We start from the raw sequence: 14,636 nt of genomic DNA on the forward strand, positions 1-14,636 counted from the left end.
TAAAGGCGGACCGGACGTTGGCAGCGCGGCCTCACTGATCGCAAATTATCGGATCGATATGACTGAAAATCCTTTGGCGGACCTGAATCCGGCCTTAATAAAGTCTGATCGCCCACCCATACAGATCGGTTCGTTCGAGCTGTGGCCCGCCGCGCGCTGGCTGCGCCTGCACGGCAAGACGATTGCCGTCACCGGTCGCGCGTTTGACGTGCTGGCCGTGCTGGCCGCGCGCCATCCCGACATGGCCCGCAAGAGCGAATTGATGACCGCGGTATGGCCGGGCCTGGTGGTGGAGGAAAACAACCTGCAGGTGCAGATTTCGCTGCTGCGCAAGATCCTGGGCCGCGATGCCATCGCCACGGTGCCGGGCTTCGGTTACCGCCTGAACCTGGCCGCGACGGCCACCTCGGACGACACGAGCGCCCCACACGACAGCCTCGGCGCCAGCCTGTACGGACGGGCCAGCGACCTGGCCGAACTGAGCGAATTGCTGCGCGAGCACCGGCTGGTCTGCCTGTCGGGCGGCCCCGGTGTCGGCAAGAGCGCCCTTGCGCGCCAGCTGCCGGCGGCCGCCCGCGCGTGGATCGACCTGACCGACTGCGTCGATAATGCCAGCCTGCTGCGCGCGCTGGCCGGCGGATGCGACACCGATACCGGCCAGCAGGGGGGCGCTGCCTTCCCGCGTGACCTGGGTCGCGGTCCGGGCCTGCTCGTGCTCGACAATGCGGACCGGGTGGCGCGGCTGCTGGCGCCGCTGTTGGAGGCGCTGCTGGCGCATGGCACCGTGCATGTGCTGGTGACCACGCAAGTGCGCCTGCACCTGTCGCAGGAGCAGGTCTACCGGCTGACGCCGCTGGCGGTACCGCCGGCCGGCACACCCTTGCCGGAAGCGCTGCGCTACGGCGCCCTTGCCTTGCTGGCGGCCCGCGCGCGCGGGCACGATCACCGCTTTGCGCTGACCCCGGCCATACTGCCCGACGCGATCGAGCTGTGCCGCCAGCTGGACGGCCTGCCGCTGGCGCTGGAACTGGCGGCGGCCCGCATCCCGGCGCTGGGTGTTTCGGGCGTGCTGCAGCGGATGGACGAGCGGCTCTCGGTATTGGCAACCAGCCACGAGGGCGTACCGGCGCGCCAGCGCAGCCTGCATGACGCCATGGCGTGGAGCTACGCGCTGCTGGCACCGGACGAGCAAGCGCTGTGGCGCGCAACGGCGCGGCTGCCGGTGCCGTTTTCGTTGGAAGACCTGCTTGACGTGGGTGGCGCGCGCGATATCGGGCGCACGCTCGATCTGCTGGGAACGCTGGTGGAGCGCGGGCTGCTTAGGTTCGATGCCGCGCCGGCCCCCTGCTATACGATGCCGGTGTCGCACCGGCGTTTTGCGCGGGCAATGTCGGCGGCGTAGCGTACTGCAAAAAAAACAGGGAGCCATGGTTGCTCATGACTCCCTGTTCTGCGCATTCTGGTGCCGGCTGCCGGTTTCGAACTGGCCACCTGATGATTACAAATCAACTGCTCTACCAAATGAGCTAAGCCGGCGTAACTGGGCGGGACGAACGACTGCTGTCGCGGTCCCTTGCGGTCGGGATTATACGCTATTTGATACGCGTCAGGGTAGGACGACCACCCTTTTTGGGCCCGTCGCCACCGTCTTCCGGACCGTTGCCGTCATCGACGGGACGCGGCGCCGGAGCGGGTGCCAGCGTGGGCGCCGGTGCTGCCGTAGGCGACGGTACGGACGACAGGATCGGCGCAGCCGGCTCTTCCGCGGCGGTCGGGGCCGACGGTGCCGGCGCGCTGGCGCCCAGCAGCGGCTCGAACGCCATGCCCTGGCCGTTTTCGTTGGCGTAGATCGCCATGACGTTGTTGACGGGGATGAAAATCTCGCGCGAGACGCCACCGAAACGGGCGTGGAAGCGGATGCTGTCGTTGTCCATCTTCAGGCCCGAGGTGGCGCCGTAGCTGATGTTGAGGACGATTTCGCCCTTCTTGACGTATTCCATCGGCACGGTGGTGGACGAGTCGACCTTCACGGCCAGGTAGGGCGTGTAGCCGCTGTCGGTGCACCATTCGTAGATGGCGCGCAGCATGTAGGGCTTGGTGGAGATTTCGGACATAAAGACGGAGCGGTAACGGTAATGAACAGGGGCCGCGGTGGCGGCCCCCGGTACTTCGGAGATTACGCGAAAGCGCCGATCAACGGCGCATCACTTTCTCGGACGGGGTCAGCGCTTCGATATAGGCCGGGCGCGAGAAGATGCGCTCGGCGTATTTCATCAGCGGCGCGGCCGTCTTCGACAGTTCGATGCCGTAGTGGTCCAGGCGCCACAGCAGCGGGGCCACGGCCACGTCCAGCATCGAGAACTCGTCACCCAGCATGTACTTGTTCTTCAGGAACAGCGGTGCCAGCGTCGTCAGGCGGTCGCGGATTTCGGCGCGGGCCTTGTCGTGGCTCTTGTCGTTCGTCTTGTTGCGCTCGCTTTCCAGCGTGTGCACATGGACGAACAGCTCTTTCTCGAAGTTGAACAGCATCAGGCGGGCGCGGGCGCGCATCAGCGGGTCGGCCGGCATCAGTTGCGGGTGCGGGAAGCGCTCGTCGATGTATTCGTTGATGATGTTCGATTCGTACAAAATCAGTTCACGTTCGACGAGGATGGGCACCTGGCCGTACGGGTTCATCGTCGAGATGTCTTCCGGCTTGTTGAACAGGTCGACGTCGCGCACTTCGAAATCCATGCCTTTTTCGAACAGAACCAGACGGCAGCGCTGGGAAAATGGGCAGGTGGTGCCCGAGTAGAGAACCATCATTTTGGTAGTTCCTTAGAAACAAAGGGGGCGAGACCGTGAACGGTTCACCCCAGTTGGGCCACCCGCTTGCGGCGGGCAGCGCAAAATCCGTGCCGACGGATCTTGCGAGCCGCCGGCACAACGCTAATTATTTGACCTCTTTCCAGTACGAGGCGTTCAATCGCCAGGCCAGGAAGACGAATACGGTCATGAACAGCAGCACCCAGACGCCCAGACGCTTGCGCGTCTGCTGGGCCGGTTCCGCCATCCATTCCATGTAGCCGACCAGGTCCGCCACCGCGGTGTCGAACTCCAGCTTGCTCATGGTGCCAGGCGTGATCTGCTCGAAGCCGGCAAACTTGTGGATCTTCTTGCCGGCGTCATGCGGATCTTGCTCTTCTACCATCTTTGCGCCCTGAATCCCTTGCATCTGCCACAACACGTGCGGCATGGCCACGTTCGGCACCACCAGGTTGTTGAACCCGGTCGGCCGCGTGTCGTCCTTGTAGAAGGTACGCAGGTACGTATACAGATAGTCGCCGCCAGAACCGGCCGGGCTCGCCTTCGCGCGGGCGATCACGGACAGGTCGGGCGGAATCACGCCAAACCAGGCCTTGGCATCCTTGGCCGGCATGGCGGTCGTCATCATTTCGCCCACTTTCTCGCCCGTAAACAGCAGATTGTTCTTGATCTGCTCTTCCGACAGGCCGAGGTCGCGCAGGCGGTTATAACGCATCGAAGACGCATTATGACAGTTCAGGCAGTAATTGACGAACAACTTGGCGCCATTTTGCAAGGCAGCCATGTCGTGCGAGCGGTCCGGCGCCCGGTCCAGCGGGTGGCCGCCCTCGCTCGCGAAGGCCAGCGCGGGCAGCAGCGCCAGCAGTGCAAGAATTTTCTTATGGAAATTCATTCTTCGTATCCTTTGCGATTCGATGGGCTCAATGGGGGTGGAAAGTGACGCGGTCCGGCACTTTCTTGAACGTGCCCATCTCACTCCACCACGGCATCAGCAGGAAGAACGCGAAGTAATACAGCGTGCACACCTGCGACACGATCGTGCCGATCACGCTCGGTGCCTGCGTGCCCAGGTAGCCCAGTGCCAGGAAGGCGATCGCCAGCAGCGTGTACAGGTATTTGTGCCACTGCGGACGGTAACGGATCGATTTCACCGGCGAATGGTCCAGCCATGGCAGGAATGCCAAGATGACAACGGAACCACCGAAGAACACGACGCCCCAGAATTTCGCGTCCAGCACCTGCGGCAGCATGCCGACAATTGCCAGCAGCGCGATGACGGCAATCACGGCCTTGGTCGTGAATGCCAGGCGCGACTTCAGCCACAGGAAGGCGACATAGGCAGCAACCGCCGCCATCAGCACCCACATGAAGTCGGCGGTGGTGGCGCGCAGTACCGAATAGAACGGTGTGAAATACCAGGTCGGCGCGATGTGCAGCGGCGTCTTCAGCGAGTCGCCCGGCAGGAAGTTGTTATATTCCAGGAAATAACCGCCCATTTCCGGCGCGAAGAACACGACCGCCGAAAAGATCAGCAGGAAGACCGATACGCCGAACAGGTCGTGTACCGTGTAGTACGGGTGCGACGGGATCGAGTCGACCGGATGGCCGTCCGGACCCAGGTTTTCCTTGACCTCGATGCCGTCCGGGTTGGACGAGCCTACTTCATGCAAGGCGATCAGATGGGCGGCGACCAGGCCCAGCAGCACCAGCGGGATGGCGATGACGTGGAACGCGAAGAAGCGGTTCAGGGTGGCGTCGGAGACGACGTAGTCGCCACGAATCCACAGCGACAGGTCCGGGCCGATCAGCGGAATGGCACCGAACAGGTTGACGATCACCTGGGCGCCCCAGTACGACATCTGGCCCCATGGCAGCAGGTAGCCGAAGAATGCCTCGGCCATCAGGCACAGGAAGATGGCAAAGCCGAACAGCCAGATCAGCTCGCGCGGCTTGCGGTACGAACCGTACAGCAGGGCGCGCGTCATGTGCAGGTAGACGACGATGAAGAACGCGGAGGCGCCGGTCGAGTGCATGTAGCGCACCAGCCAGCCCCACGGCACCTCACGCATGATGTATTCGACGGAGCCGAAGGCCAGGTTGGCATCCGGCTTGTAGTGCATCGTCAGGAAGATGCCGGTGACGATCTGCAGCACCAGCACGAACATGGCCAGCGAGCCGAAGATGTACCAGTAATTGAAGTTTTTCGGGGCATAGTAACGGCCCCATTGGTCGTTCCACAGTTTCGTCAGCGGAAAGCGGTCGTCGACCCAGCCCAGCGCTTTTTGCGCCGCCGGTGCGTCGGCCGGGAATTTCGTCTCCTTGAATGCCCCCATGTTATGCCTCGCCTTTCTCGTCTTTGCCGATCAGGATCTTGGTATCGCTCAGGTACATGTGCCGTGGCACCACCAGGTTGTCCGGCGCCGGCTTGTTCTTGAAGACGCGGCCGGCGATGTCGAAGGTGGAACCGTGGCAGGGGCAGAGGAAGCCGCCGGCCCAGTCGTCCGGCAGCGAAGGCTGCGGGCCGGGCACGAACTTGGTCGACGGCGAGCAGCCCAGGTGGGTGCAGATGCCGACGGCGACGAGGATTTCGGGTTTGCGCGAGCGGTGCTCGTTGACGCAGTATTCGGGGGTGAATTCGTCCGGATTGCGCTCGGACTTCGGATCGGCCACCTGGTTGTCCAGCTTGGGCAGCGAGGCCAGCATTTCCGGCGTGCGTTTCAGGATCCACACGGGCTTGCCGCGCCATTCGACGGTGCGCATTTCCCCGGGCTGCAAGGTGGAGATGTCAACTTCGACCGGAGCCCCGGCCGCCTTGGCCCGCTCCGAGGGCTGGAAGGTGCTGACCAGTGTACCTGCTGTGCCCAGACCCACGACGCCGCCTGCCGCACATGTTGCGACCAACAAGCCTCGCCGGCTGGGATCGACCTGCTTCTCGATGCTCATACAAACCCCAATCTTATAAAAATTCGAATCTTTGATAAGCGACAACAGACCATCTTGCAACATAAAATTATAAGTGAAGGGAATCACTTATTAAAGCGAAACGTTGCATAGTACGTAAGTCCTCGCCATGGTGCAGTGCACCGCAGAAAGCCTTATACAGGAAGGGAAACATGCTCCGCACTAGCCCAGAGTGACTAGACAATTTCCGTCCCGCCCCGACTGCCGCGCTCGTGTCCCACTTTGGTGACTGACCCCGAGGTGGACACAGGCTGGACAGTAAAGCGCGAATGGCCGCGTTTTGGCGCAAGATTGAAAAAACAGTATGATCTGGCCGTACCAACACAGGAGAAGCCCATGGGCATGATGCAGGAATTTAAATCGTTTGCGATGCGCGGCAACGTCATCGACTTGGCCGTCGGCGTGATCATCGGCGCGGCGTTCAGCAAGATTGTCGATTCGCTGGTGCAGGACATCATCATGCCGCCCATCGGCAAGCTGATCGGCGGCCTCGATTTTGCCAATTACTATGTCCCGCTCAACAACCAAGACCCGAACCTGAGCCTGGTGGAAGCCAAGAAGCTGGGTGCGGTGCTGGCGTACGGCAACTTCCTGACGATCCTGCTCAATTTCCTGATCCTCGCCTTCGTCATCTTCCAGATGGTACGCCTGGTGCATAAGGCGCGCGCCAAACTGGAGGAACCTGCCAAGCCGGCCGATCCGGCACCGCCGTCGGAAGATATCGTGCTGCTGCGCGAAATCCGCGACTCCCTGCGAAAATAGAGCCTCCGACCTTCTCTGAACCAACCAATGCGACGACTCTGGTTATTGTTTGCGCAAACGGTGACCATCGTCCTGGCACTGTATTTCGTGTATTACGCCGTGCAGCCCGGCTGGCGCGCGCGCCCCGGCACCGTGCAGCAGCTGGGCACGCCGTCGCAACCGGCCGTCGCCACCGTGGCGGCACCCGCGCCCACGCCCGGTTCCTTCCGCACCGCGGCGGGCCGCGCCATGCCGGCCGTGGTCAACATCCTCACCTCGAAGGCGCTGCCACGCAAGCATCCTCTGCTGCGCGACCCGTACTTCAAGCGCTTCTTCGGCGACCGCGAAGGCGGTGACGAGGAAGAGGACGACCAGAACAGCCTGGGCTCGGGCGTCATCGTCAGCCCGGACGGCTACATATTGACCAACTACCACGTGATCGAGGGCGCGGACGAGATCGAGGTCGTGCTGGCCGACGGCCGCCAGTCGGCCGCCCGGCTGGTCGGCACGGACCCCGAAACGGACCTGGCCGTCATCAAGATCGACCTGGACCGCCTGCCCGCCATCGTGTTGGGCCATGCCGACCAGGCCAAGGTAGGCGACGTGGTGCTGGCGATCGGCAACCCGTTCGGCGTGGGCCAGACGGTCACGATGGGCATCATCTCCGCCCTGGGCCGCAACAACCTGCACATCAACCACTTCGAGAACTTCATCCAGACGGATGCGGCGATCAACTTCGGCAACTCCGGCGGCGCCCTGATCGACACCAACGGCAACCTGCTGGGCATTAACTCCGCGATTTATTCGCAAACCGGCGGCTCGGTCGGCATCGGCTTCGCCATCCCGGTCACGACGGCAAAAACAGTGATGGAGTCGATCATCAAGAGCGGCCACGTGGTGCGCGGCTGGATAGGCGTCGAATCGCAGGAGATCACGCCGGAACTGGCGCAGAGCTTCGGCCTGCAGCGCGACAGCGGCGCCATCATCGCCGGCGTGGTGCGCAACGGCCCTGCCGACAAGGGCGGCATGAAGCCGGGCGACATCCTGCTCTCCGTCGAAGGCAAACCCGTGCGCGACACGACCGAGATGCTGAACCTGATCGCCCAGCTGGAGCCGGGCGGCACGGCGAAAATGCGCGTGCTGCGCAAGAACCGCGAGGCCGAGCTGGCCATCACCGTGGGCAAACGCCCCGTCCCGAAAAAATAACGAGTACCTATGCATCTGCGCGACCTGAACGGCTACCTGCAAGAGCTGGCCGAGAACAACAACCGTCCCTGGTTCATCATGAACAAGCCCCGCTACGACATCCTGCGCGAGGAATTCCTCGCCCTGGTGACGGCGGTGATCGGCGAGCTGGGCAAGTTCGACCCTGCCGTCAAGTTCTGCAACCCGAAGAAGGCGATGTTTCGCATCAACCGCGACGTGCGCTTCGCCCACGACAAGCGGCCCTACAAGACGACGTTCTCGGCGGCCGTGGCGCCGAACGACATGCGCCGCCCCAGCATGGCCGGCGGTCCCACCTACTACTTCCAGCTGAACGGCGAAGGCCAGCTGCAGTTCGGCGCCGGCGAATACATGCCGCCGCCGCACCGCCTGCGCGCGCTGCGCCGCCACATGGTGGAAGACGCGGCGGGCTTCCGCAAGGTCTTGAACAACAAGGCGCTGAAGGCGCGCTACGGCACGATCCAGGACGAAGGCAAGCTGCAACGCCCGCCCAAGGGCTTCGATCCGGAGCACGAGCACATCGAATTCATCAAGCTGAAGAGCTTCTTCGTCTGGACCGACGTGGACCTGGACCTGAACGACCCGGACGCCCTGCTGCCGCTGATCGCGGCCGGGTTCAAGGATGCGTATCCGCTGGTGCAGTGGATGCGGGCGGCAAAGGTGGAAGAGGAAGAAGCTGCATAACCCATCGGGGTCTACGCCAAATATGCCTCGATAAACTCGGTACAAACCCGCACCTTCGCCGAAGCCGACAAGCGCGACGGATACACCGCATACACGTCGGCCGGCTGCGCGTAATCCGGCAGCAGCCGCACCAGATCGCCCCGCGCCAACGCCGGCGCCACGTCCCATAGCGAGCGCAGGATGATGCCATGTCCGTCCAGCGCCCACTGGTGCACCACCTCCCCGTTGCTGGCCGACAGCGGCCCGCTGACTTTCACGCTTTCCTCGCCGCGCGGTCCGCGCAGCACCCAGCGGCCAAAATCGCCATGGCGCTCGCGAATCACGATGCAGCGGTGCGCCGCCAGCGCCGCCAGCGTTTGCGGCGTGCCATGCCGTTCGAGATAGGCCGGCGCCGCGCACAGCACGCGCGCATTGGCCGCGATGCGGCGCGAGATCAGGTGGGGCTCGTCCGCCTGGCCCACGCGGATATCGAGGTGGAACTCCTCGGCGATCAGGTCGACGGCGCGATCGAGCAGCTCCAGCTGAATCTCCAGCGCCGGATAGCGCAATGCCAGCGCGGACAGCGCCGGCGACACGCGGTTGCGCCCGAAGCCCGAGCTCGTGCAGATGCGCAGCAGGCCGACCGGTTCCTGCCGTTCCGCCGATACCGCCTCCCCGAGCTGCTGCACGTCTTCCAGGATGCGCAGCGCCCAGCCATGCACCACCTGGCCCTGCTCCGTCAGCGCGACGGTACGCGTGGTGCGGTGCAGCAGACGCACCGCCAGGGTTGTCTCCAAAACCGCAACGCGCTTGCTGACATAGGCGTTCGAGACACCCAGCGCGCGTGCCGTCGCCGTGAAACTGCGGTGGCGCACGACGGCGCAGAACAGCTCCAGGTCTTCCAGCAAGGGCGCATTTTTCACGAAGTGTGGAAAGTCGAGTCACGAATCGCTCGATTATATCCATCCCGTCAAGCGCTATGCTGTGCGCACAGGAGGACATGCCCATGAAAACCCAACGCATCGCAGTCATCGCCGGCGACGGCATCGGCAAGGAAGTCATGCCCGAGGGCCTGCGCGCGGTGCAGGCCGCGGCCCGCCGCTTCAACCTGCCCCTCGAATTCACCACGTTCGACTGGGCCCATTGCGACCACTATCTCCAGCACGGGAAGATGATGCCGGACGACTGGTTCCAGCAATTGAAGGATTTCGACGCGATCTACTTCGGCGCCGTCGGCATGCCGGACCTGGTGCCGGACCATATCTCGCTGTGGGGTTCGCTGCTGCAGTTTCGCCGCCAGTTCGACCAGTACGTCAACCTGCGCCCCGTGCGCCTGATGCCGGGCGTGCCTTGCCCGCTGGCCGGCAAGCAGCCGGGCGACATCGATTTTTATGTCGTACGCGAGAACACGGAGGGCGAATACTCGTCCGTCGGTGGCCGCATCTTCGCCGGCACCGAGCGCGAGACGGTGCTGCAGGAAGCGGTGTTCACCCGCCATGGCACGGATCGCATCCTGAAGTACGCGTTCGAGCTGGCGCAATCGCGCCCGAAAAAACACCTGACCTCGGCCACCAAGTCGAACGGCATCTCGATCAGCATGCCGTACTGGGACGAACGGGTGGCAGCGCTGGCACCCGCCTACCCCGACGTGAAGTGGGACAAGTACCACATCGACATCCTGTGCGCCCGCTTCGTGCTGAGCCCCGAGCGCTTCGACGTGGTGGTGGCGTCGAACCTGTTCGGCGACATCCTGTCCGACCTCGGCCCCGCCTGCACGGGCACCATCGGCATCGCGCCCTCCGGCAACCTGAATCCCGAGCGCACCTTTCCGTCGCTGTTCGAGCCGGTGCACGGCTCCGCGCCGGACATCCACGGCAGGAACATCGCCAACCCCGTCGCGATGGTGTGGAGCGGTGCGATGATGCTGGATTTCCTCGGCAATGGCGACGCCGCCTACCGCGCCGCGCACGACGCGATCATGGCCGCGATCGAGCGCGTGCTGGTCGAGGGCCCGCGCACGCCGGACATGGGCGGCAGCGCCAACACCACGCAGATGGGCGAGGCCATCGCCGCCCTGATCGGCTGAGCCGTATGGCCAGGCGCACGCAGGCTTCACGTGCCCCTGGCCGCATTTCAGGCCGCCGAATTTGCAGTTCATCGCACGCCGATGGTGTCGGCTGCAGCGGGTCTCTATAGTTCAACCATCGCAGAACGAAACACCCACCCGACACCTCAAGGAGCGCATCATGAACATCGCCAAAAACATGGAAGCCATCTTCGTTTCCGCCCTCGTCATCATCGGCGCCACCAGCATCGCGACGGCGGCCGTGCCGAAGCTGCAGCGTGCGCATGCCCCCGCCATCGCCACCGTCGCCACCAAGGCGCAGCAGGACATGCCGGTCGTCGTCGTCACCGCCAAGCGCCTGACGGCTGCGGAAAAAGCCGCGCTGTAATCGATCCTGACGACCTGACCGACGGAGAGAGCCGATGCAAAAATTTGTCAACGCAACGATGCTGGCGGTGGCCTTGTGCGCGGCCGGCACCGTGCAGGCGCAGGACAATGCGAGCGAAGCGCGCGCCGTGGATGGCCGCGCCGTCAAGGTGGTGCTGGACGGTGTGATCGACCTGCAGCTGCGCCAGGGCGCCAGCGCGGCGCTGACGATCAGCGGCGACAGGCGCTACCTGCCGAAGGTCGTGGTCACGCAGAGCGGCGACACGCTGCGCATCGGTACCGACCTGAAGGGCATCCAGATGAGCCGCCCCAACCTGCGCGCGGAGCTGACGCTGCCGAACCTGGCCGAAGTCGTCAGTGCCGGTGTCGGCAGCGCCGACGTGCAGGGCTTCAAGGGCGAACAGCTGCGCGTGGCACTCGACGGTGCCGGCGCGGTACGGCTGGCGGGTCAATACCGCAACCTCGATGCGCACCTGAATGGTGCCGGCAGCATGACGATCAATGCCGGCCACGCCGAGCGCGTGGACCTGAACCTGCGCGGCGCCGGCCAGATGGTCGTCAGTGGGCAGAGCCGCGACCTGCATGCGCGCCTGGGCGGCGCCGGCAGCCTCGACGCGCAACAGCTGCAGGCGGACAGCGTGAACCTCGACATGACGGGCCTGGGCGGCGCCACTGTCTACGCGAAATCGGCGGCCAACCTGCGCCTGTCCGGCCTCGGTTCGGCAACCGTGTACGGCAAGCCGGCCACCCGCAACGCCAGCGCGCGCGGGCTGGGTCATGTGAAGTGGCAGTGACGGCCCTGCGCCGCTAGGGTGCGGCCGGCGCCTGTGCCGGCCGCCGGTCGTGTCCCAGCACGATACGCAGGTCCGCGCCGCCGGCACCCTGCACTGGCTGCGGCAAGGTCAAGCCGAGCCGCTGCGACAATACCTGAGCCACGGCTGCGCCGCCGTTGCCATATTCGATGCGCGTGACGCGCACACCGAACGGCCGGGTATTGGTCAGCCGCACCGCATTCCACCGCAGTGACCTGATCCGCTCGTCGCGCGCCCAGGCGGCCGCCATGCCGGGCACGCCGTTGCCATTGCTGATCTCCAGCCGCAGGCCGGACCGGGCAAGCGCCGGACCGCGCGCCGGCGCCACGGCTGCTTCCACCCGTCGCACCTCCACCACTGCCGCGCCGGCCGGATGCACTTCCGTGCGCGCCAGGTCCGCCGGCCACAAGCTGGGCGCCGGCGCGATTGGTTCCGGCGCCGCGTGCGCCGAGGTGCTGCCCGCCACCGCGTAGTCCCGGCGCAGGTCGTGGTCGCGCAAGGTACGGGCCTGCTTCATCATGCGCAGCGCGCGTTCGGTCTGCCCCGCGGTCTCCAGCACGGCGGCCAGGTGTTCCCAGGCCAGCGGCTGCAGCGGGTCGAGCACGCAGGCCTTTTCCAGCGCTGCTACGGCCTCGTCGCGCGCCCCCTGCAGGTACAGCGCATAGCCCAGGTTCCCCAGCAGGAAAGCCTGCTCGGCGCTGGAAGGTTGCGGCTGCGCGGCCAGCAGCGCGCGCCAGCGCCCGATCGCGCCGTTCAGGTCACCCGTTTCCGCCAGTAGCACGGCCATGCCGTTGGCGGCGCCCCGATGGGCCGGATCACGCCGTAGTGCGTCCTCGTACGCGGTACGGGCGCGTTGCGGCTGCCGTGCCGCATGCGCGCCGCGGCCCAGCGCATACAGGGTATCCGCACTGTCCAGCGGCACCGGCGCCGGTGCAGGCACCGGTGCCGGGTCAGGCTGGCGCGGCATGCCACAGGCCAGCAGCACCGCACCCGTGCAGGCGGCACAGGCCGCGCTCACGATCCGGCTCGTCGTCTTCATCGCTCGCCCCCGTCGATTGTTCAGTGCCCGTTCATCATCGGCAGCACTTCCTGCGCCATGTGGATCGCGGCCGGTCCCATCAGCACGATCAGCAGCGTGGGGAAGATGCAGAAGATCAGCGGGAACATCAGCTTCAGCGACACCTTGGCCGCCGCCTCCTCCGCCAGCAGGCTGCGCTTCTGGCGCAGATTGTCCGAGTGGATCCGCAGCGAGTCACCCATGCTGGTGCCGAAGCGCTCCGACTGGATCAGCATCGCCACCAGCGTGTCGACGTCCTCCACGCCCGTGCGCAGCGCGAAGTTGCGCAGTGCCCGCTCCTTGCTGAAGCCGGCACGCATTTCCATCAGCACCAGCTGCAATTCCTGCGCCAGCACCTCGCTCTTGACGTGCACCTCGGCCGCCACCTTGGTCAGCCCGCGCTCCATGGACAGTCCGGCCTCGACGCAGACGGTCAGCAGGTCGAGCGCGTCCGGAATGTTCTCGAAGATGTCGCGGCAGCGCCGGCTGGCCGTACGCGTCAGCAGCGCGTTCGGCAGATAGTAGCCGAAGGCCGCGCCGGCAAACAGCACGGCCAGCAAGCCGTTCTGCGGCACGCCCGCGGGCGCCGCGACCAGCACCACGGCCAGCAATGCCGGCAGTCCCAGCGCCAGGACCGTTTTGGCGGCGAAGTACAGCGTGGGCGCGTGCGCATGGCGCCAGCCGGCATTGATGAACTTCGTGCGCAGTGGCGAGCGCTCCCAGCCCTCCTCCGGCAGCGACAACTTGGTGAACGGCTGCGCGGCCCGCGCGACGCGCTCGATCCACTGGGCGCCTTCGGCCGGCTGCGCCTCCTGGGCCGTGGCGCGGAACGAGCGCAGCCGCTCGCGCAGCGCGGCGGGCGCGAACAACGCCATGGCGGCGAGCGCGAGCCCGACGACGACGAGGAAGACGATCAGCAGGAACAACAGCTGGGCACCGTTCATATCCGTATCCTGATCAGGTTACGCATCCATAGGATGCCGAACAGGGTCGAGCCGGCGGCCGACCACAGCAGATTCCGGCCGGTCGCCGTGGTCCACAAGATGCTGACGTAGCCATAGTTGGTAGCCGACGATATCGCCAGCATCCCCACCGGCAGCAGCGCCAGGATCCACGCCGACATGCGCCCTTCGGCCGACAGCACGCGCACCTGCGCCAGCAGCTTCAGGCGCGCGCGCGTGAGGCGGCCGATATTGGCCAGTAACTCCGCCAGGTTGCCACCCGATTCGCGCTGGATCAATACCGCCAGCACCAGGTAGCGCAGGTCCGTCAACGGAATGCGCGTGCCCAGGTTGTGCAGCGCCTCGTTCATCGGCACGCCGTAGTTGATCTCCTCGTACGTCGCCTTGAATTCGCCGCCGATCGGGTCGGATAGTTCGTCGCCCACCATTTTCAGCACGTTGGCGAACGAGTGACCCGCGCGCAACGCGCGCGCCAGGAAGTCGGCGGCTTCCGGCAGCTGGGCTTCGATCTTCTTCAGGCGCGCCGCACGGGCGCGCAGCAGCACGCCGTAGGGAGCCGCCGCCGCCAGCACCAGCAGCAGCAACGCCGGCAGCAGCGGTACCGGCAAGCCGGGCAAGAGTGCCAGCGTAACGACCATCAGCAGCAGCGCACCGCCCAGGAACTGCCCGACCTGCCATCCCAGGCCGGACTGCAGCAGCAGCCGGTCCAGCGCCGCCAGCCGCGGTACCCGGTTCAGCCAGCGGTCCAGCCATGGCGAGGCGGCGTAGCGGCGCTGCTTCAGGATGCTGATCCGCTCGGCCCCCGGGCCGCGCCCGGCCATCATGTCGAGCCGGTGGGCGATGCGGCGGGCGCTTTTGCCATGGCTAGTCGTCCACCACAGCCACGCGCCTTCGACTATGAAGATCACGGCGGCGAACAGCAGGACGGCAAAGGCGGCGAATACCAGGTCCATCGCGTC

16 protein-coding genes and 1 tRNA gene are annotated in these 14,636 nt (G+C 65.3%); 7 read left to right on the forward strand and 10 right to left on the reverse strand.

The features are described 5' to 3' along the window. The first annotated feature begins 58 nt into the window (after window positions 1-58). A complete protein-coding gene (locus E7V67_025185) occupies window positions 59-1,402 on the forward strand; it encodes a winged helix-turn-helix domain-containing protein (GenBank protein WUR12946.1) in 1,344 nt (447 codons plus the stop codon). Between the two features lie 58 nt (window positions 1,403-1,460). Here E7V67_025185 and E7V67_025190 read toward each other — a convergent pair. The 6 genes from E7V67_025190 to petA form a co-directional block, all read right to left on the reverse strand. After that, window positions 1,461-1,536: transfer RNA gene (locus E7V67_025190), tRNA-Thr, on the reverse strand. Between the two features lie 56 nt (window positions 1,537-1,592). Then, a complete protein-coding gene (locus tag E7V67_025195) occupies window positions 1,593-2,114 on the reverse strand; it encodes a ClpXP protease specificity-enhancing factor (protein ID WUR12947.1) in 522 nt (173 codons plus the stop codon). A gap of 79 nt (window positions 2,115-2,193) precedes the next feature. After that, on the reverse strand, window positions 2,194-2,805 hold the full coding sequence (locus E7V67_025200; protein ID WUR12948.1) for a glutathione S-transferase N-terminal domain-containing protein: 612 nt from the start codon (window positions 2,803-2,805) through the stop codon (window positions 2,194-2,196). Window positions 2,806-2,932: 127 nt separating this feature from the next. Further along, the gene (locus tag E7V67_025205) at window positions 2,933-3,697 is read right to left on the reverse strand and encodes a cytochrome c1 (protein ID WUR12949.1); all 765 of its coding nucleotides are present in this window, start codon (window positions 3,695-3,697) and stop codon (window positions 2,933-2,935) included. A gap of 28 nt (window positions 3,698-3,725) precedes the next feature. Continuing rightward, entirely contained in the window at window positions 3,726-5,138 is a 1,413-nt protein-coding gene (locus tag E7V67_025210; protein ID WUR12950.1) for a cytochrome bc complex cytochrome b subunit, read from the reverse strand. 1 nt (window position 5,139) lies between these two features. After that, window positions 5,140-5,748, reverse strand: coding sequence for a ubiquinol-cytochrome c reductase iron-sulfur subunit (gene petA / locus E7V67_025215; GenBank protein ID WUR12951.1), 609 nt, complete (start codon window positions 5,746-5,748; stop codon window positions 5,140-5,142). A 354-nt stretch (window positions 5,749-6,102) separates the two neighbouring features. On the opposite strand from petA, the gene mscL reads away from it, so the two are divergent. Genes mscL through E7V67_025230 form a run of 3 tightly spaced genes read left to right on the forward strand, consistent with a single transcriptional unit; the run spans window position 6,103 to window position 8,415 of the window. Further along, entirely contained in the window at window positions 6,103-6,528 is a 426-nt protein-coding gene (gene mscL / locus E7V67_025220) for a large conductance mechanosensitive channel protein MscL (GenBank protein WUR16343.1), read from the forward strand. 27 nt (window positions 6,529-6,555) lie between these two features. Then, window positions 6,556-7,713 (forward strand): Do family serine endopeptidase, encoded by a 1,158-nt coding sequence (locus E7V67_025225; protein WUR12952.1) that lies wholly within the window; start codon window positions 6,556-6,558, stop codon window positions 7,711-7,713. A gap of 9 nt (window positions 7,714-7,722) precedes the next feature. Continuing rightward, entirely contained in the window at window positions 7,723-8,415 is a 693-nt protein-coding gene (locus E7V67_025230) for a DUF2461 domain-containing protein (GenBank protein ID WUR12953.1), read from the forward strand. 11 nt (window positions 8,416-8,426) lie between these two features. Here E7V67_025230 and E7V67_025235 read toward each other — a convergent pair whose 3' ends face one another. Then, window positions 8,427-9,317, reverse strand: a complete 891-nt coding sequence (locus E7V67_025235) for a LysR family transcriptional regulator (GenBank protein WUR12954.1) — start codon at window positions 9,315-9,317, stop codon at window positions 8,427-8,429. A gap of 83 nt (window positions 9,318-9,400) precedes the next feature. On the opposite strand from E7V67_025235, the gene E7V67_025240 reads away from it, so the two are divergent. From E7V67_025240 to E7V67_025250, 3 genes are all read left to right on the forward strand, one after another. Continuing rightward, window positions 9,401-10,480 carry a tartrate dehydrogenase gene (locus E7V67_025240; protein WUR12955.1) on the forward strand — a complete coding sequence of 360 codons (1,080 nt, stop codon included), beginning with the start codon at window positions 9,401-9,403 and terminating at the stop codon, window positions 10,478-10,480. Window positions 10,481-10,640: 160 nt separating this feature from the next. Further along, window positions 10,641-10,847 (forward strand): hypothetical protein, encoded by a 207-nt coding sequence (locus tag E7V67_025245; GenBank protein WUR12956.1) that lies wholly within the window; start codon window positions 10,641-10,643, stop codon window positions 10,845-10,847. Between the two features lie 34 nt (window positions 10,848-10,881). Further along, window positions 10,882-11,640, forward strand: coding sequence for a DUF2807 domain-containing protein (locus E7V67_025250; protein WUR12957.1), 759 nt, complete (start codon window positions 10,882-10,884; stop codon window positions 11,638-11,640). A 13-nt stretch (window positions 11,641-11,653) separates the two neighbouring features. Here E7V67_025250 and E7V67_025255 read toward each other — a convergent pair whose 3' ends face one another. The 3 genes from E7V67_025255 to E7V67_025265 are packed head-to-tail and all read right to left on the reverse strand — an operon-like array spanning window position 11,654 to window position 14,630. After that, window positions 11,654-12,697, reverse strand: a complete 1,044-nt coding sequence (locus E7V67_025255; GenBank protein WUR12958.1) for a LytR C-terminal domain-containing protein — start codon at window positions 12,695-12,697, stop codon at window positions 11,654-11,656. 20 nt (window positions 12,698-12,717) lie between these two features. Continuing rightward, window positions 12,718-13,659, reverse strand: coding sequence for a type II secretion system F family protein (locus tag E7V67_025260; protein WUR12959.1), 942 nt, complete (start codon window positions 13,657-13,659; stop codon window positions 12,718-12,720). Further along, window positions 13,656-14,630 carry a type II secretion system F family protein gene (locus E7V67_025265; protein WUR12960.1) on the reverse strand — a complete coding sequence of 325 codons (975 nt, stop codon included), beginning with the start codon at window positions 14,628-14,630 and terminating at the stop codon, window positions 13,656-13,658. Before E7V67_025265 ends, E7V67_025260 begins: the two co-directional genes overlap by 4 nt. Window positions 14,631-14,636 lie beyond the last annotated feature (6 nt).

It is taken from the genome of [Empedobacter] haloabium (assembly GCA_008011715.2).
Taxonomy (GTDB): domain Bacteria; phylum Pseudomonadota; class Gammaproteobacteria; order Burkholderiales; family Burkholderiaceae_D; genus Rugamonas; species Rugamonas haloabia.

What these genes read in the sequence shown, in the direction of transcription:
- E7V67_025265 (WUR12960.1), bottom strand. Translation starts at nt 14,630, where the DNA reads ATGGACCTGGTATTCGCCGCCTTTGCCGTCCTGCTGTTCGCCGCCGTG.
- E7V67_025225 (WUR12952.1), top strand. Translation starts at nt 6,556, where the DNA reads ATGCGACGACTCTGGTTATTGTTTGCGCAAACGGTGACCATCGTCCTG.
- E7V67_025250 (WUR12957.1), top strand. Translation starts at nt 10,882, where the DNA reads ATGCAAAAATTTGTCAACGCAACGATGCTGGCGGTGGCCTTGTGCGCG.
- E7V67_025205 (WUR12949.1), bottom strand. Translation starts at nt 3,697, where the DNA reads ATGAATTTCCATAAGAAAATTCTTGCACTGCTGGCGCTGCTGCCCGCG.
- mscL (WUR16343.1), top strand. Translation starts at nt 6,103, where the DNA reads ATGGGCATGATGCAGGAATTTAAATCGTTTGCGATGCGCGGCAACGTC.
- E7V67_025260 (WUR12959.1), bottom strand. Translation starts at nt 13,659, where the DNA reads ATGAACGGTGCCCAGCTGTTGTTCCTGCTGATCGTCTTCCTCGTCGTC.
- E7V67_025185 (WUR12946.1), top strand. Translation starts at nt 59, where the DNA reads ATGACTGAAAATCCTTTGGCGGACCTGAATCCGGCCTTAATAAAGTCT.
- E7V67_025245 (WUR12956.1), top strand. Translation starts at nt 10,641, where the DNA reads ATGAACATCGCCAAAAACATGGAAGCCATCTTCGTTTCCGCCCTCGTC.
- E7V67_025200 (WUR12948.1), bottom strand. Translation starts at nt 2,805, where the DNA reads ATGATGGTTCTCTACTCGGGCACCACCTGCCCATTTTCCCAGCGCTGC.
- petA (WUR12951.1), bottom strand. Translation starts at nt 5,748, where the DNA reads ATGAGCATCGAGAAGCAGGTCGATCCCAGCCGGCGAGGCTTGTTGGTC.
- E7V67_025240 (WUR12955.1), top strand. Translation starts at nt 9,401, where the DNA reads ATGAAAACCCAACGCATCGCAGTCATCGCCGGCGACGGCATCGGCAAG.
- E7V67_025195 (WUR12947.1), bottom strand. Translation starts at nt 2,114, where the DNA reads ATGTCCGAAATCTCCACCAAGCCCTACATGCTGCGCGCCATCTACGAA.
- E7V67_025210 (WUR12950.1), bottom strand. Translation starts at nt 5,138, where the DNA reads ATGGGGGCATTCAAGGAGACGAAATTCCCGGCCGACGCACCGGCGGCG.
- E7V67_025255 (WUR12958.1), bottom strand. Translation starts at nt 12,697, where the DNA reads ATGAAGACGACGAGCCGGATCGTGAGCGCGGCCTGTGCCGCCTGCACG.
- E7V67_025230 (WUR12953.1), top strand. Translation starts at nt 7,723, where the DNA reads ATGCATCTGCGCGACCTGAACGGCTACCTGCAAGAGCTGGCCGAGAAC.